Annotated in this window: 14 protein-coding genes and 1 tRNA gene; 2 read left to right on the top strand and 13 right to left on the bottom strand. The window is 57.4% G+C overall.

The genetic code is table 11. From position 1 onward, the window contains the following. Positions 1 to 22: 22 nt before the first annotated feature. Both rlmB and rnr read right to left on the bottom strand, forming a co-directional pair. On the bottom strand, positions 23 to 763 hold the full coding sequence (gene rlmB / locus FHR99_RS10015; RefSeq protein WP_183410511.1) for a 23S rRNA (guanosine(2251)-2'-O)-methyltransferase RlmB: 741 nt from the start codon (positions 761 to 763) through the stop codon (positions 23 to 25). Positions 764 to 771: 8 nt separating this feature from the next. Beyond that, on the bottom strand, positions 772 to 3,171 hold the full coding sequence (rnr, locus tag FHR99_RS10010) for a ribonuclease R (RefSeq protein WP_183410510.1): 2,400 nt from the start codon (positions 3,169 to 3,171) through the stop codon (positions 772 to 774). Between the two features lie 131 nt (positions 3,172 to 3,302). On the opposite strand from rnr, the gene FHR99_RS10005 reads away from it, so the two are divergent. Both FHR99_RS10005 and FHR99_RS10000 read left to right on the top strand, forming a co-directional pair. Continuing rightward, positions 3,303 to 3,389: transfer RNA gene (locus FHR99_RS10005), tRNA-Leu, on the top strand. 99 nt (positions 3,390 to 3,488) lie between these two features. After that, on the top strand, positions 3,489 to 4,880 hold the full coding sequence (locus FHR99_RS10000) for a DEAD/DEAH box helicase (RefSeq protein WP_183410509.1): 1,392 nt from the start codon (positions 3,489 to 3,491) through the stop codon (positions 4,878 to 4,880). Between the two features lie 43 nt (positions 4,881 to 4,923). Here FHR99_RS10000 and ispH read toward each other — a convergent pair whose 3' ends face one another. Genes ispH through sbcB form a run of 11 tightly spaced genes read right to left on the bottom strand, consistent with a single transcriptional unit; the run spans position 4,924 to position 17,298 of the window. After that, positions 4,924 to 5,877 carry a 4-hydroxy-3-methylbut-2-enyl diphosphate reductase gene (ispH, locus tag FHR99_RS09995; protein WP_183410956.1) on the bottom strand — a complete coding sequence of 318 codons (954 nt, stop codon included), beginning with the start codon at positions 5,875 to 5,877 and terminating at the stop codon, positions 4,924 to 4,926. Positions 5,878 to 5,882: 5 nt separating this feature from the next. Continuing rightward, positions 5,883 to 6,320 carry an FKBP-type peptidyl-prolyl cis-trans isomerase gene (gene fkpB, locus FHR99_RS09990; protein WP_183410508.1) on the bottom strand — a complete coding sequence of 146 codons (438 nt, stop codon included), beginning with the start codon at positions 6,318 to 6,320 and terminating at the stop codon, positions 5,883 to 5,885. Continuing rightward, positions 6,320 to 6,826, bottom strand: coding sequence for a signal peptidase II (gene lspA, locus FHR99_RS09985; protein WP_183410507.1), 507 nt, complete (start codon positions 6,824 to 6,826; stop codon positions 6,320 to 6,322). Before lspA ends, fkpB begins: the two co-directional genes overlap by 1 nt. Next, on the bottom strand, positions 6,819 to 9,614 hold the full coding sequence (ileS, locus tag FHR99_RS09980; protein ID WP_183410506.1) for an isoleucine--tRNA ligase: 2,796 nt from the start codon (positions 9,612 to 9,614) through the stop codon (positions 6,819 to 6,821). The genes lspA and ileS overlap by 8 nt, the downstream gene beginning before the upstream one ends. Before the next feature lie 12 nt (positions 9,615 to 9,626). Then, complete coding sequence (ribF, locus tag FHR99_RS09975; RefSeq protein WP_183410505.1) at positions 9,627 to 10,568, bottom strand: bifunctional riboflavin kinase/FAD synthetase; 942 nt, start codon at positions 10,566 to 10,568, stop codon at positions 9,627 to 9,629. Between the two features lie 30 nt (positions 10,569 to 10,598). Next, positions 10,599 to 12,191 carry a murein biosynthesis integral membrane protein MurJ gene (gene murJ, locus FHR99_RS09970; protein ID WP_246386717.1) on the bottom strand — a complete coding sequence of 531 codons (1,593 nt, stop codon included), beginning with the start codon at positions 12,189 to 12,191 and terminating at the stop codon, positions 10,599 to 10,601. A 3-nt stretch (positions 12,192 to 12,194) separates the two neighbouring features. Further along, on the bottom strand, positions 12,195 to 12,800 hold the full coding sequence (locus tag FHR99_RS09965; RefSeq protein WP_183410504.1) for an NUDIX domain-containing protein: 606 nt from the start codon (positions 12,798 to 12,800) through the stop codon (positions 12,195 to 12,197). Continuing rightward, on the bottom strand, positions 12,800 to 13,816 hold the full coding sequence (locus FHR99_RS09960; protein ID WP_183410503.1) for an aspartate carbamoyltransferase: 1,017 nt from the start codon (positions 13,814 to 13,816) through the stop codon (positions 12,800 to 12,802). The genes FHR99_RS09965 and FHR99_RS09960 overlap by 1 nt, the downstream gene beginning before the upstream one ends. Next, positions 13,813 to 15,615, bottom strand: a complete 1,803-nt coding sequence (locus FHR99_RS09955) for an ABC transporter transmembrane domain-containing protein (protein WP_281388648.1) — start codon at positions 15,613 to 15,615, stop codon at positions 13,813 to 13,815. The genes FHR99_RS09960 and FHR99_RS09955 overlap by 4 nt, the downstream gene beginning before the upstream one ends. Continuing rightward, positions 15,608 to 15,883: a GIY-YIG nuclease family protein gene (locus FHR99_RS09950; RefSeq protein ID WP_343067513.1), complete on the bottom strand. Its 276-nt coding sequence runs from the start codon at positions 15,881 to 15,883 to the stop codon at positions 15,608 to 15,610. Before FHR99_RS09950 ends, FHR99_RS09955 begins: the two co-directional genes overlap by 8 nt. After that, positions 15,880 to 17,298: an exodeoxyribonuclease I gene (gene sbcB / locus FHR99_RS09945; RefSeq protein WP_183410502.1), complete on the bottom strand. Its 1,419-nt coding sequence runs from the start codon at positions 17,296 to 17,298 to the stop codon at positions 15,880 to 15,882. The genes FHR99_RS09950 and sbcB overlap by 4 nt, the downstream gene beginning before the upstream one ends. Between the last annotated feature and the right edge of the window lie 22 nt (positions 17,299 to 17,320).

The raw sequence follows: 17,320 nt of genomic DNA, 5'->3' as shown, positions 1-17,320 counted from the left end.
GATACGGCGCTCAAACGACGCGTCAGGCGCCTCGCTGGCGCACCGCCTCAAACAAACTGATGCCGGTCGCGACCGAGACATTGAGGCTGCTGACCGCGCCAGCCATCGGCAATTTCGCCAGAAAGTCGCAGTTTTCCCGGGTTAGACGGCGCAGACCGCTGCCCTCGGCCCCCATCACAATGCCCACCGGGCCAGTCAGATCGATGCTATAGAGCATCTGCTCGGCCTCACCGGCCAGGCCAACCAGCCAGATACCAACGTCCTGTAGCTGTTTGAGGGTGCGTGCCAGATTGGTGACCTGCACAAAGGGGACAGTTTCCGCCGCCCCGCACGCCACCTTGCGTGCCACCGAAGTCAACCCCACTGCCTTGTCCTTCGGAGCGATGACCAAGCCAACACCTGCAGCATCGGCACTGCGCAGGCAGGCGCCGAGATTGTGGGGATCAGTCACCCCATCCAGAATCAGAATCAATGCTGGCGAAGGCATTCCGGCCAAAATCTCCGGAATCTGCTTCTCGCTGTAACGAGGGGTATCGTCGACCTGAACTTCGGCAATGACGCCCTGATGACGCCCCGAAGCCTTTTCATCGAGCACATCACGCGGCAGCGCTGTCACCGCAACGCCTTGCGAGGCCGCCAGATCCAGCAGGGCCTGCAGCCGCTTATCCTGCCGCCCTTTTTGCACCAACAATTGGGAAATCTCGTCCGGCCGCTTTTCCAGTGCAGTGGTGACCGCGTGCAGCCCAAAAATCACTTCTTTCACAACAACCCTCAGCGTTTCTTGCGGCGCTTGCGGGGTCCGCTGCGCTTTTGCGTACTATCTTTCTTCTCAGGCCGGCTCTTATCGAACTTACCCTTACGCCCCTTGGATGGCGGCTTTTTGCCATCACCCTCGTCGAAAATACCCTTGGCGATTTGCTCGCGACGACTGAGCTTGCGCTGCTTGCCGGAAGCACTGGTCCCGGCAGCAACCAAGCCCAGATCGACCTTGCGGTCTTCGACGTCCACACGCAGGATCTGCACCGTGACCGAATCGCCCAGCGCAAAGACTTCGCGGTTGCGCTCGCCGACCAAACGCTGTCGCGCGGCATCAAACTGATAGAAGTCTTTACCGAGGGCGCCGATATGAACAAGCCCCTCCATATAAAGAGGCTTCATTTCCGCAAAGAAGCCAAAACCGGTGACGGCCGTAATTATGGCCTCAAAGGTTTCCCCTACTCGCTCCTGTAGATACTCACATTTGAGCCAGGCCATCACATCGCGGCTGGCATCATCGGCCCGACGCTCTGCCATCGAGCAGTGCTCACCAAGGCTGACCATCGCTCCCATGTCGTAGGGGTAGATTTCAGACTGCTTGAGTTTTTTCGCGCCCTTCTGCGGCGCCAGCTGACTGATCTCCGCATTACTGCGTAGCAGGTAACGAATACAGCGGTGTACCAATAGATCGGGATAGCGGCGAATGGGCGAGGTAAAGTGGGCATAAGCCTGATAATGCAGGCCGAAGTGGCCACCGTTGTCTGGCTGGTACATGGCCTGTTTCAGCGAGCGCAGCATCATCACCTGAATCACACTGGCGTCAGGTCGATCGGCGACCGACTGGAGCAGAGCCTGATAATCGACCGGAGTCGGCTGTTCGCCACCGGACAGGTTCAAGCCGAGCTCGCCAAGAAAGGTCCTCAGATTACCCAGTTTGTCGCCACCGGGACTCTGGTGGACCCGGAACAGAGCCGGCATCTCGCTCTTTTCCAACAGCCGCGCCGTCGCCACGTTAGCCGCCAGCATGCACTCTTCGATGATTTTGTGCGCGTCGTTGCGCTGTATCGGAACGATTTCAGCTATGCGATGCTGCTTGTCGTAAACCACCTTGGTCTCGACGGTTTCGAAATCAATCGCACCGCGCTGATCACGGGCATAACGCAATGCCTTGTAAAGGTCGTGCATATGACGAAGCTGCGGGAGAAAGCCCTTCCGCCGCTCCAAAAGCTCAGGCTCAGCCTTGCCATCCAGCAGCGCCCAGACTTCGTTATAGGTAAAGCGCGCGTGGGAACGCATCACCGCTTCATAAAAGCTGTAGCCACTGATTCGCCCCTGCTCACTAATGGTCATTTCGCAGACCATGCACAGGCGCTCAACTTCAGGCTTTAGCGAGCACAGCCCGTTCGACAGAGCTTCGGGCAGCATGGGAACAACACGATCAGGAAAGTACACCGAGGTAGCGCGCTTCTGCGCTTCATCATCTAGCGCAGAGCCGATTTTCACATAGTGGGAGACATCCGCGATGGCCACCCATAAGCGCCAACCGCCGCTTTTTTTCGGCTCGCAGTAGACCGCGTCATCGAAGTCTCGCGCATCTTCGCCGTCGATGGTCACGAGCGGCAATTTGCGTAGATCCACCCGCGCCTTTTTATCTTCGTCAGAAGGCTCAGCCGCAAACCGGCGCGCCTCGCGCTCAACCGCCTCAGGCCATTCGTGAGGAATATCGTGCTGTCGCACCGCTACATCGGTCGCCACGCCAGGGTGATTGATATCACCCAGCACTTCCACCACGGTACCGAGTGGCGGTTTTTTGATTTCCGGCTGGCGAGTAATGGCCACGGTCAGGTAGTCGCCGATTTCCGGCGTGGCGCCGCCCAGATCTTCGAGCCCCACCACGTGGGACACCTTGCCTTCACAGACCACGCAGGGCTCACCGCCCTGCACATCAAAGCGCCCGACAACTTGTCGAGTATTACGCTCGAGCACCTGCACAATATTGCCCATGGCACGGCCGCGACGATCATAACCTTCGATCGCCACTCGAACCCGGTCGCCATCAAATACACGCTGCATTTGCCAGGCCGTGAGAAAAATGTCCTGCCCTTCCTGCAGCACAAAACCAAAACCATCCTTGTTGGCCTGTACCAGCCCCTCAAGGGTTTCCAGCGCCGCCGGCTCCAGCCGCCCGGATTTGCTTGCCGTCAACTGTTTGTCGCGCAACATCGCACGCACCCGCCGACGCAGTGCTTCTTCCGCTTCAGCATCGTGCAGATTCAGTTTCTTCGCCAGTTGCTTTTCAGTGAGGGATTTTTCATCCAGCACACTGAGGATCACCTCACGGCTGGGAATGGGATTATCGTAGCGGGAGGCTTCCCGCTCGGCATGGGGATCGGCCGGTGGACGGCGTTTTGCCATATAAAGGTGCTTACCTCAGCTTTCTCTAGAAATTGAAAAAATCGAATCCATTATACGCAACGGCATTGACAAAGCATCCCTGTATCAGTAAATTGCGCGCCTCGGGTAACAACGCCCACATTCCCATCTATGCCCAGGTGGTGAAATTGGTAGACACGCCAGCTTCAGGTGCTGGTCCTCGCAAGGGGGTGGAGGTTCAAGTCCTCTCCTGGGCACCACTTCTCGCAGAAGCCAAGTTCTATAGCCCTCGCCAGATTTTCAGACACTTGCCGAATAGACAGTATCAGGGCAGGCACAAACCATTCTCGGATTTTATTATGACATTTGCCACACTCGGTCTTTCAGACGCACTGGTTCAGGCGGTTGAAACCAAGGGCTACAGTATACCTTCCCCAATTCAAGAACAGGCTATCCCTGTTGTCCTCCAGGGCAAGGATTTGATGGCCGCCGCCCAGACCGGCACCGGCAAAACTGCCGGCTTTACTCTGCCTATTCTCGAATTGCTGAGCCGCGGCCAGAGCGCGAAACCCAACCGGGCACGGGCGCTGATACTGACGCCGACCCGCGAGCTGGCCGCTCAGGTCGGCCAAAGCGTAGTGGACTACGGCCACCATATGAAACTGCGCAGCACCGTAGTGTTTGGCGGGGTGAAGATCAACCCGCAGATGATGGCGCTGCGCAAGGGCGCCGATATTCTGGTGGCCACCCCCGGCCGACTGCTCGATCTGTATCAGCAAAATGCCGTCCGCTTTGACGATCTGGAAATTCTGGTGCTGGACGAAGCCGACCGCATGCTGGATATGGGCTTTATCCACGACATTAAAAAGATTCTGAACGTGCTGCCGAAAAAGCGGCAGAACCTGCTGTTCTCGGCAACGTTCTCCGGCGACATTCGCAATCTTGCGAAGGGCCTGATGAACGATCCGGAAGAGATTTCAGTATCCCCGCGCAACACTACGGCCACCACCGTCAAGCAGGTGATGCACCCGGTCGACAAGGCACAAAAGCCTGAGGTGCTGATCGAACTGATCAAAACTGGCGACTGGCATCAGGTACTGGTATTTAGCCGCACCAAGCACGGCGCCAATCGTCTGGCGAAAAAACTCGATAGCGCGGGCATTCGCTCCGCCGCCATTCACGGCAACAAAAGTCAGGCTGCACGCCTGCGTGCGCTGGATGAGTTCAAGCGCGGCAACGTGCAGGTGCTGGTCGCAACTGATATAGCCGCGCGTGGTCTGGATATAAGCCAGCTGCCCCATGTGGTCAATTTTGATTTGCCGAATGTGGCCGAAGACTATGTGCACCGCATTGGCCGCACTGGCCGCGCCGGCGCCGAGGGTGAAGCGGTCTCTCTGGTCAGCGCCGACGAAATCAAACAGCTGCAGCAGATCGAGCAATTGATCGGGAAGAGTCTGCCGCGAGAATATGTGGATGGCTTTGAGCCGAATCACGAAGTCCCCGCCTCCCAGCGCATTCGCCAGCCGCACAAACCGAAAGCGAAAACCGGGCCGAAAAAGCCCTCCCAGCGTCGATCTGGCGGTAATAGTGCAAACGGCAATCGAGCGGGTGGTAACCGCTCAGGTGGGAATGCCTCCGGCAAGCCGAACGCTGGCGGCAACAACGCAAAAGGCAATCAACGAGGCAATTCGTCGGGCCAGGCACCTGCGAAACGCAAGCCTAGACCACCGCGTGCGCGACGAGCGGACTGAGTTCCCGCTAAGACTGCGTTTCAGTGAAGAGAAAAGAACGCCGCTACTGATTAGCGGCGTCGACCCAGCGCAGTTCGCGCGGCAGAGAGAACGTGACGTTTTCCGGGCGACCTTCCAGCTCAACGGGCACGGCAGCACCCAGCTCGCACAGGCGATCAATCACATCCTGCACCAGCACTTCCGGCGCTGACGCGCCTGCGGTAATGCCAATGGCTTTGACACCGTCCAGCCAAGTTGGCTGAATGTCCTGCGCCGAATCAATCAGGTGAGCCTGACAGCCCTTGCGCTCCGCCAGCTCACGCAGGCGATTGGAATTGGAAGAGTTGGGTGAGCCGACCACCAACACCAGATCCGTCTGGTCAGCCAAGGTTTTGACCGCATCCTGCCGGTTCTGGGTGGCGTAGCAAATATCGTCCTTGCGCGGGCCCTCTATGGCTGGGAACTTCGCTCTCAGGGCATCAATTACGGCCGCGGTGTCATCCATCGAAAGCGTGGTCTGGGTGACAAAGGACAGATGCTCGGGGTCACGCACTTCCAGCGCATCCACCTGTTCAACGTCTTCCACCAGATAGATATCGCCACCCTGACTGGCATCGTACTGCCCCATGGTGCCTTCCACCTCCGGGTGGCCCTTGTGCCCGATCAGAATACATTCGCGTCCTTCGCGGCTGTATTTCACCACTTCCATATGGACTTTCGTAACCAGCGGACAGGTGGCATCAAAGACTTTCAGGCCACGCTGCTCGGCCTCTTCGCGCACCGCGCGGGATACACCATGCGCCGAGAAAATCACTATCACGTCATCGGGAACTTCGTGCAGCTCATCCACAAACACGGCGCCGCGATCACGCAGGTTGTCCACCACAAATTTGTTGTGCACAACTTCGTGACGCACATAGATCGGCGCGCCAAACACATCGAGGGCACGATTCACGATTTCAATGGCCCGGTCTACACCCGCACAGAAACCACGGGGGTTGGCCATTTTGATTTCGATAGCGCTCATACGTCGGCCATTTCAACTTTGAGAATTTCTGCAGTAAAGCGCAGTGTACGCCCCGCCAGCGGGTGATTAAAGTTCACCACTACCTCGGAGTCGCTGACCGATTGCACCACGCCTGGCAGCTCGGATTTCTGGGCGTCGGCAAAGGAAATCACCATGCCTTCCTTCAACTCCATATCGGCGCCAAACTGTTCGCGCTTGAAGTGCTGGATATTGGCGGGGTTGGGCTGACCAAAGGCGTCTTCCGGCTTTAGCTCAAAGTCTTTCTTCTCGCCTTCCTGCATGCCCAGCAGTTTTTTCTCAACGCCGGGCAAGAGGCTGCCATCACCGTAGTTAAAGGTGGCCGGACTGCGATCAAAGGTGGAATCGACAATCGCGCCATCCTCCATCGCCAGTTCAAAGTGAAGGGTAATGCGGGATTGGGTATCGATAGTCATCAACGGTGATCCGGGTGCAGCACCATGTCCAGCAACATGCTGGCAGCGCCGACGGTAATGCAGGTATCAGCCCAGTTAAAGGCCGGGAAATAATGGTTGTTCCAGTGCAGGGAAATAAAATCGACCACATAGCCCAGTAGCACGCGATCCACCAGATTACCCACCGCACCGGCCAGAATCATACACAGGGAAAAGGTCAGCAATTTCTGCTGATTCTTGATCAGGGCCATCCAGATCATCAGTGAAATACTGACGCCGAGCGACACCACAATAAAGAACCAACGCTGCCAGCCACCGGCATCACTCAGAAAGCTGAAAGCGGCACCGGTGTTGTAATGCAGGGTCAAATTGAAAACCGGTAGGACATACACCGGCTGACCGTATGACAGGGTCGTATTCGCCAGATGCTTGGTCCACTGATCCAGCAAAACCATGGCAAGGGCAAGCAGATACCAGCGTATTACGCCGGTATCGACTAAGTTCCGGAAAATCCGGCGGCTATGCATAACTGCGCTGTTCACCATCACCTTCTATATTATCTACGCAACGCACACACAGCTCGGGATGGGCTTCAACGGTGCCCACATCCTCGCGGTGGTGCCAGCAGCGCACACACTTGCTGCCTTCACTGGCGCGAATCGCCACTTCCAGATTATCCAGCTCGGTAGAGACCGCGTCTGTGCTCTGTGACAGATCTGCGACATTGGCTTTGGAAGTAATCAGCACAAAACGCAGCTCGTCGCCGAGTTTGGCCAGTTCATCCTGCAAGGTCTTGTCGCAGTAGAGGGTGACTTCCGCCTGCAAACTGCCACCAATCACCTTGTTGTTGCGGGCCTCTTCCATGGCCTTGTTGACGGCAGCTTTTACCTCTTGAATCAGTGTCCAGAAGGCATCACCGCGCTCGGGATCGTCGAAACGCGCCAGCTCGGTATACCACTCGGCGGCAAATACGCTGCCGCTCTGCTCGCCGGGCAGATTGTCCCACAGCTCGTCGGCGGTGAAACTCAGAATAGGCGCCATCCAGCGCGTCATGGCTTGCGCAATATGGTAAAGCGCAGTCTGCGCCGAGCGGCGGGCCAGACTGTTGGCGCCCGTGGTGTACTGACGATCTTTGATCACATCGAGGTAGAAACCGCCGAGCTCAACAACGCAGAAGTTGTGCAGTTTTTGATAGACTTGGTGGAACTGGTAGCGGTTGTAAGCACCCCGAATTTCTTCCTGCAGCTGCGCAGCATGGTGCACGATCCAGCGATCCAGGCTAAGCATATTCTCACTGGCGACAAGATCATTGGCGGGATCAAAACCTGCCATATTGGCCAGCAGAAAGCGCGAGGTATTACGAATACGGCGATAGGAATCCGCCGTGCGCTTGAAGATTTCCTTGGAGACGGTCATCTCGCCGCGATAATCAGTGGCCGCCACCCAAAGGCGCAGCACATCCGCACCCAGATCGTTCATCACTTCCTGAGGCGCGATCACATTGCCGAGCGACTTCGACATTTTGTGACCGTTAGTGTCTACGGTGAAACCGTGGGTCAGAACGGTTTTGTAGGGCGCGTTGCCATTCACCGCAATCGCGGACAGCAGTGAAGACTGAAACCAGCCACGGTGCTGATCCGAACCTTCAAGATACAGATCGGCGGGATACTTCAGCTGTTCGCGCTGATTCAGCACCGCGTGGTGAGTAACGCCGGAGTCAAACCACACATCCAGTGTGTCGGTGACTTTTTCGTACTGCTCCGCGTCGTCGCCCAGCAGTTCGGCAGCATCGAGCTCAAACCAGCCGTCAATCCCTTCTTTTTCTACGCGCTGCGCAACTTTCTCAATCAACGCCGGCGTGTCCGGGTGCAATTCGGCGGTCTGCTTGTGTACAAACAGCGCAATCGGCACACCCCAGGTACGCTGGCGTGAGATACACCAGTCCGGGCGCTCCTGCATCATCGACTCAATGCGCGCCTTGCCCCACTCGGGCAGCCACTGCACATCATCGGCTGCTTTCATTGCGGTATTCAGCAGACCATTCTGGTTCATGCTCACAAACCACTGGGGTGTGGCTCGGAAAATGATCGGCGACTTATGGCGCCAGCAGTGCGGGTAGCTGTGCTCGTAACTTTCGTTGTGCAGCAGACGGCCGCGCTCTTCCAACAGTTCAATAATCGGCTGGTTGGCCTTGTGTACGAACTGGCCCGCAAACAATTCCGTGTCTTCGAGGAAGACGCCATTGCCGCCGACCGGGTTCAATACGTCCAGACCGTATTTCTGCCCCACTACAAAGTCGTCAGCACCGTGACCGGGCGCGGTATGAACCGCACCGGTACCCGCATCGACCGTGACGTGGTCTCCGAGAATCACCGGCACCTGACGATCGTAAAAAGGATGCTGAAGCTTCAGGCCTTCCAGTGCCGCGCCTTTGAATTGCCCCAGAACTTCAAAACTTTCCGCACCGAATCTTGCCAGTGCTTTCTCGTGCAGTTCTTCCGCCAACACTGCCGTGCGGCCGTTAAACGAAACAACCAGATAATCCAGCTCGGGATGCAGAGCAACTGCCTGGTTGGCCGGCAGGGTCCAGGGTGTGGTGGTCCAGATCACCAGATCAACCGCATCAACTGTCACGCCAGTGCGCTGGCTGAAATCCGCAGCATCCACCGCCGCAAAGGCCACATCAATGGCCGGCGAGGTTTTGTCCTTGTATTCCACTTCAGCTTCGGCCAGTGCCGAGCCGCAATCGGTACACCAGTGCACAGGCTTGAAGCCCTTGTGCACGTGGCCGTTGTCGACGATCTTGCCCAGCGCGCGAATGATGTTCGCCTCAAAGGCGTAGTTCATGGTCAGGTAGGGCTCGTCCCAGTCACCCAGCACACCGAGGCGCTCAAAGCTGGTGCGCTGACCTTTAACCTGTTTGCTGGCGTAATCGCGACACTTCTGACGAAAGGTGCGTGCGTCGACCTTGTGCCCGGGTTTGCCGACTTTCTTCTCGACGTTCAGTTCAATGGGCAGGCCGTGACAGTCCCAACCCGGCACGTAGGGCGCGTCAAAACCTTCCAGGGTTTTGGACTTGACAATGATGTCTTTCAGAATCTTGTTAACCGCATGCCCCAGATGAATATCGCCATTGGCGTAGGGCGGGCCGTCGTGCAGAACGAATTTTTCGCGACCGGCACGGGCCTTGCGAATGGCCTCGTAAAGTTTGCCGTCCTGCCATTTTTTCAGCATACCCGGCTCGCGCTGAGCCAGGTTGGCCTTCATGGGAAACGCCGTCTGCGGCAGGTTCAGAGTGTGTTTGTAATCGCTCATAGCATCCAAAAATCAAGCATCGCCGCGCTCAGCGAAGTAGTTGCGCGCTGTTTCAATATCGTTGTGAATCTGTGCTTTCAGGGCTTCGAGGCCGTCAAAGCGAATTTCATTGCGGATCTTTTTCCGGAAAAATACTTTGATATTGCGCCGGTAGAGGTTGCCGCTGAAATCCAGTACATGCACCTCCAGTATGGCCTTGGGCAGATTGTCTACCGTGGGCCGAGTCCCCACGTTGGCCACCCCGTGCCGAATTACGCCGTCCGGGCATTCCACATCTACCGCGAACACACCTCGCAAGGGTGAGCGCAGACGGTGCAATTCCATATTGGCGGTGGGCACGCCCAAGGTTCGGCCCAACTGCTGACCGACAATCACGCGCCCGGCAATGCTGTAAGGCCGCCCCAGCAATCGTTCAGCCTCTTTGAAATCTGCCTCATCCAGCACTTCCCGAATCCGGGTACTGCTGACCCGTTCATCGCCCTGAGTCAGGGTCGCCGTGTCCTGCACTTCAAAGCCGTAGCTTTCACCTGCCTTTTTCAGCATGCCGAAGCCACCGCTGCGGTCCCGGCCAAAACGCAGGTCATCGCCTACCACAATGAATTTCGCTTCGAGGCCATCCACAAACAATTTGCGGATAAACTCCATCGCACCCAGTTCACGGAATTTCGGGGTAAAGCGAATTCGCATAATGCGGTCGATACCCAGCTCGTCCAGCGCCACAAAGCGCTCGCGAAAGCTCATCAAACGCGGCGGAGCCTCGTGGGGCGAAAAAAACTCGCGGGGCAGTGGCTCAAACACCACCACCACCGTGGGCAGCCCCAGCTCGCGACCTTTGGCCATCAGCTTTTCCAGCACCGCCTTGTGACCGAGGTGAACCCCGTCAAACGCGCCAATGGTGGCCACGCAACCCTTGTGCCGGTCGCGGATATTGTGAAAGCCTCGGATCAGCTCCATGAGGGGCTCGCTGCATAAAGAAGCGCGTGATTATAACTTAGTCGTCTGGCCTCTGAAATGTCTGAGGCGGACTCCCAGCAAAGCAAGAACCGCTGCGTAGACAAGCGCACCGCCACCGCAGAGCAGGACCATCTCCAGCGCCCGGGCACCGGCGCCCAGCGCATCCCAGGCCTCAACCCGCGCCAGCAGCAACCACAACAGGCCTGCCATAGCACCGGTCGCGCTCAATAAACGCAGACTGTAGAGCAGCCAGCCGCTACGCGCCTGGTAGGCACCACTGCGATGGAGACCTCGGAATAGCAAGGCCGCATTCAACCACGCCGAACAGGCAGTCGCCGCCGCCAGCCCCACATGACCCAGCTGATAGTAGTGATGCAGGGGAATCGCGAAGATCAGGTTAAACACCATATTGGCGACCATGGCGATGACCCCTATTTTCACCGGGGTTTTGGTGTCCTGCCGGGCGAAATAACCCGGCGCCAGCACCTTGATCAGCATAAACGCCAGCAGGCCAAAGGTGTAAGCGCGCAGGCTCCAGGCGGCCATTTCCACGTCGCGCATGGCCAGCTCGCCGTATTTAAACAGGGTAATCAGCACCGGTTCGGCCAGTATAAAGAGCGCCACCGCAGCGGGAACGCCCAATAAAAGCACCGCCCGAATGGCCCAATCCAGCGTGCCGGAGAAGGAAGTTTTATCCGCGCCGATATTGTGGCGCGACAGGCTTGGCAGAATCACCGTGCCGATGGCGATGGCAAAGACACCCAACGGCAGCTCGACCAGACGGTCCGAGTAATAGAGCCAGGATACGCTGCCCGTTGGCAGGAATGAGGCGATCACCGTATCCAGCAGCAGGTTGATCTGGCTGACCGACACCCCAAACAGGGCTGGAATCATCAGGGTGATGATCTTCTGCACCCCCTCATCCCGCCAGGCCCAACGCGGCCGGGGCAGTAGCTGAATACGCTTAAGGAAAGGCAACTGGAAGGTGAGCTGGCAGATACCGGCAATCATCACGCCCCAGGCCAACCCCATCGCCGGCTCAGTCATGCGCGGTGAAATAAACAGGGCAGCACAGATCAAACTGATATTGAGCAGCACCGGGGTAAAAGCCGGCACCGCGAAGCGACCATAGCTATTCAAGATCGCCCCGGCAAAACCGGTCATTGAAATCAGAAACAGATAGGGGAAGGTGATGCGGATCATGTCTGCGGTAAGCGCAAACTTGGCCGCGTCATTGTAAAAACCGGGGGCAAAAATCGTCGCCACCAGCGGTGCACCGATCACCGCGAGCGCTGTGACCAGCAGCAAAATGCCACCGAGCACACCCGCCACCCGATCAATCAGCTGCTGAACGGCGGCAAAGGGCCCTTTCTCGCGATACTCGGCCAAAACCGGCACAAAGGCCTGCGAAAACGCCCCTTCGGCAAACAGGCGACGCAAAAAGTTAGGGATTTTAAAGGCGACGAAAAAGGCGTCGGCATTGGCGGTAGCACCCACCATCGCCGCAATTACGATGTCCCGCGCCAAACCGAGCACCCGCGACAAAAGAGTCATCACGGCAACCACGGCACTTGATCGCAGCAATCCCGGGGCTTTAGGTGGCGCAGCCTGAGTGTCGCTCAAACCTCAGCTCCAGAGATCGCGCAGGCGAGCGTGGTGGCGGGCAAACCAGTTCAGCGCCACCAGCGAGTGAGCATTGTCGATGCGACCGTCATCCATCATCGCCAGCACCTCATTGACCGGCAGCACGTGCAGGCGGATATCTTCATTCTCTTCGGCCAAACCATGCACGCCCGCAGATTGTGATAAATCCGCGCAGCCGCAGTAGAGATGAAAATACTCATCACTGCCGCCGGGGGAGGAATAATAAGAGGCAACCTTTTCCAATGCGGTGAGTTTGGCTCCGGCTTCTTCGATGCTTTCGCGATAGGCGACGTCTTCCGGCGATTCACCGGGCTCCATCAACCCGGCGATCAACTCCATCAACCAGGGAGAGGGCTGACGATTAAGCGCGCCGATCCGAAATTGCTCAGCCACCGCCAGCGCATCCAGCGCAGGGTCGTAAATCAGAACCCCGACCGCTTCCCGGCGACGCGCGACGACCCGACGCACTTCACCGGTCCAGCCGCCATTAAAAAGCCGATGCCGCAGGCTGACATCCACCACCTCGAAAAAGCCTTTCCACAGGCGTTTTTCAGACTCGACGGTGAAATCGTCCCGGGAAAAACTCATCAGAAACGGCGCTCGGTATACCAGTTCACGTCGCGGGCGTGACGATCTACCTGATCTGCGACATCCAGGATCAGGGCAAACAGGGCCATGCGCACGAGCACGCCGTTGTCCGCCTGCCGGAAGATGGCCAAGTTAGGGTTTTCGTTCAGGTCGTTATCCAGCTCATTGGCTTCGGCGCGTGAGTCCCGCGGCAAGGGGTGCATGATGACGGTATTGGGCTCGCAGTAGCGGGTATAGATGGTCTGATTCAGGCGGTAGCGGCCACGGTACAGATTGGCCTCTTCCTTACTGGCAAAGCGCTCTTCCTGAATGCGGGTCGAGTAGGCGATATCCACATTGCTGATGCTCGCTTCCATGGCATCACTTTCCACCACCGTATTACCCGCCGCGCGTAGACTTTCCACGATATCGCCCGGCATACGCAGTTCATCCGGTGCAATCAACGTGACCGAAATATTGTTGAACAGGCACAAGAGCTTGCACAGAGAGTGCACGGTGCGGCCGTATTTCAGGTCACCGATCAGAGCAATACGCAGCCCGTCGATACCCTCGCGACCCTTGTGGCGCAGTTCTTTTTGAATCGTGTACAAGTCGAGCAGGGCCTGACTGGGGTGCTCATTGGAACCATCGCCACCGTTTATCACCGGCACTCGGCTGGCGCGCGCGAATTCGGCCACAGACCCGGAGGTCGGGTGACGCATTACAATCACATCACTGTAACCGCTGAGTACGCGGGCGGTATCGTAAAGGGATTCCCCTTTCGCCAACGCTGAACTTTCAAAGCCGGTGGTTTCACGCACCTCGCCGCCGAGCAGGTTAAAGGCACAACCAAAACTCACCCGGGTTCGGGTAGAGGGCTCAAAGAACATATTGCCAAGAATCGCGCCGTCCAGCACCCGGGTGACCCGCTCGCGGTGGGCGTAGGGTTCCATCCGGTCCGCCACCGCAAAGAGCTGCTCAATCTGCTCCCGTTCAAACTGGGTGATGGACAGAATATGGCTACCGGTAAACTTCACTGGCTTTCCTCGGAGGTTGGGGTGTCGTCGGCGTGATCAAACTGAAGACTGGCCCAGCGGGCGTAAAGCGGCGAGTTTTTAATCAATTCGCCGTGGCTGCCCAGCGCCGCCAGCTGGCCGTGATCAAGCACCGCTATCTTATCCACCTTCACTACCGTGGCCAAGCGATGGGCGATCACAATCGTGGTCCGGTCCTTCATTAAACGCTGCAGGGCCTGCTGAACCTGGAATTCACTTTCTGCATCCAGCGCGCTGGTGGCTTCATCCAACAAGAGCAGTTTGGGATCTTTTAGAATGGCCCGGGCAATCGCAATACGCTGACGCTGACCACCGGACAGACGCACCCCGCCCTCACCCACAAAGCTTTCATAGCCTTCTGGCAGGCGCTCAATAAATTCATGGGCGTAGGCGGCCTTGGCCGCCTCGATCATCTGTGCTTCGCTGGCATCCGGATTACCGTAGCGAATATTGTCCGCCACGGTACCGGTAAACAGCACCGGCTGCTGAGGCACCAGAGCGATCTGGGCACGCAGCGTTTCGGGGGAGAGATCGCGCAATTCGACTCCATCAAAGGTAATGCTGCCGCCCTGCACATCGTAAAAACGCAACAAGAGATCGACCAGCGTCGATTTGCCCGCGCCGGAGCTACCCACCAGCGCCATACTGGAGCCTGCGGGCACATCGAGGGTCAGATTATTAATGGCGAGATAATCCGGGCGCGAGGGATAGGCAAAACACACGGCTTTCATTTGCAGCTCGCCCTGTACCATTGCCGGTAAGGGCAAAGGCTGTTCGGGCGGCACAATCAAACTGCGCGCGGCCAAAAGTTCCAGCAGGCGCTCTGTCGCCCCGGCGGCGCGCTGCAAATCGCCGTAGACTTCCGAGATCGCGCCCACCGAAGCCGCCACCATCAAGGCATAAAATACAAAGGCCGCCAGTTCACCGGCGCTGATGCGCCCGGCCAACACATCGTGACCACCCACCCACAACATCGCGGCTATGGCGCCCAGCACCAAGAGAATTACCGCCGTCGACAGCCAGGCCCGTTGATTAATGCGGCGAATGGCAATCTGGAAGGCCTCTTCCACATGCCGCCCAAACAGGGCTTTATCACGCTCCTGATAATTAAAGGCCTGCAGCACTTTGATATTTTTAATGGCCTCACCCACAAAACTGCCGACACTGGCAATGCTGTCCTGGGAACTGCGCGACAGGGCGCGAACTCGTCGGCCAAAAACCAGAATCGGCACCACAATCAGCGGCACACTCAGCAAGACCATGCCGGTCAATTTCGGGTTGGTGATAATCAGCCAGACGATGCCGCCAACAAACATCAGTGCATTGCGCAGGGCAATGGAGACTGACGAACCGATCACCGTCTGCAGCAGGGTGGTATCGGTGGTGATGCGCGACTGAATTTCGCCGGAGAGATTGGTTTCGAAAAAACCGGGATGAAGCGTAATCACATGGTCGAACACGGCCTTGCGAATGTCCGCGCTGACCCGCTCACCAATCCAGGACACCAGATAAAAGCGAGTGAAGGTGCCCACCGCCAGCAAAAACACCAGCCCCATAAAGACCAGCAAGGCGTGATTGAGCATGGCTGGAGTACCGCTGGCAAAACCCTCATCCACCAACAGGCGAATGCCCTGCCCGATAGACAGCGTAATCGTTGCGGTAAAGACCAGCGCAATACTGGCGCCCACAACCTGCGCCTTGTAGGGGCGCAGAAACTGCAGCATGGCCTTTAAGACCCCAATGTTTTTACTGGGGTCGCGGTTTTCATTTACATCAGCCAAGGGAATTGTCCTGTTGGTAGTGTTCGATCAGCTTCAGCTTGGCTGATCGATTGAATTTTTTGATTTCCGCCTCGCGTCTTGAGGCTTCAGCGCGATTCGCGACGGCTTCGCGATAGACAATTTCCTGCGGTGGGTCGCCGCGAAAAAAGCGCGCGCCATTGGGTCGCTCTCCGGCGTGCTCCTGAAAACGGCGCTCTACATCGGTACTGATACCGGTGTAGAGTTTGCCACTGGCGCTGCGGATCATATAAACAAACCAGTCACTCACGGCAGGGCTTTCACGTAGTCCGCCAGCGCCGCCAAGACCTGTTGTTTTTCCGGTGACTGCTCGGGCAACAACGCGTCAATGCGCTGCAGGCACTCGCTGGCGGTAATACCGTCACCCGCTTCATGCACCCGCTGGTGACAGAACTCGCGCCAGTGGGCCTGCTCTTCTTCGCTTAGCGTGTCCGGAAAGTTGCGTGCCCGGTAGCGGAACAGAAGCTCCGGCAGCCGCTTGTCACTAAAAGGGAAGGTCGTCTGCGCCAGTTCGCTGCCACTGGATTTGAGTACATCGTCCATCAGACTGCGATCTTCCCGACTGAAAAAGCCGCCGCTGTAGAGCATGCGTTCCGGGTCGGACGGCTCGGCAAATTCGCGCTGACTGTAGATATCGTTCAATTTACTGCGCAGATCAACCTTGCTGATTTGCTGCCAGTGGGCTTCGCAGCGAGCCATATCAATCTGCAAGCGCTCCTGGGCTGCCGCATCCAATAGGTTCAGGGTAGCCAGCATGGGAGAACGATTCAGGTGAATTTCTTTTAACGGAATGCGCTCAACACCCTCTTCCAGATCCTCGGCACGAGAGAACACCCGCTCGGCCACTTTGGCCGCGGGCAATTCCAGCAAGGGCTCGGGATCGGCCATCAAATCTACCGCAATCACGCTGTTTTTATTTACCGGATGCATGGCCAGCGGCATCACCAGCGCCGAGCAAAACCGGCTGGCCGGATAGCGACTGGAGATATGTAGCAAGGGCTTTTGTTTATTCAGGTCCAACAGACGAGCAACGTTTTGTTTTTTGCGCAGCTCCAGCGCATAGTCGAACAGCTTGGGTTTGCGGGTCTTGAGAATGCGGGCCAGCTCAATGGTAGCGTAGACATCGGACAGAGCATCGTGGGCAGATTCATGAGACAGACCATTGGCTGCGGTCAGTAATTCCAGTTTAAAGCTGACCGCGCCGTTATCGCCGATAGGCCATTCAATTTCTTCCGGCCGCAGCGCGCAACACAAGCGCACCACATCAATCAGGTCCCAGCGTGCATTGCCGTTCTGCCATTCGCGGGCATAGGGATCGTAAAAATTTCGGTAAAGGGTGTAGCGGGTGACTTCATCGTCGAAGCGAATGCTGTTGTAACCCACACCGACCGTACCCGGCTGGGCCAGTTCGCGATGAATGGCGGCAATAAACTCACGTTCGCTGACGCCTTTTTCCAGGGCTTCCTGCGGGGTGATGCCGGTTACCAGACAGGCTTCCGGGTGGGGCACGCAATCCGGCGTCGGCCGGTTGTAGATCATCAGCGGCTCGCCGATCACGTTCAGATCCGCATCGGTGCGCACGCCGGCAAACTGTGAGGCCCGGTCTACCGAAGGGTCAGCGCCCCAGGTTTCGTAGTCGTGCCAGTAGAAGGTGTGATTGGGCAAAATGCGGGTTCCGCTGAAGTTT

It is taken from the genome of Litorivivens lipolytica, assembly GCF_014191715.1.
Lineage (GTDB): Bacteria > Pseudomonadota > Gammaproteobacteria > Pseudomonadales > Spongiibacteraceae > Litorivivens > Litorivivens lipolytica.
The sequence above is the reverse complement of the archived record's forward strand: the minus strand, read 5'-3'. Positions and strand labels throughout refer to the sequence as shown.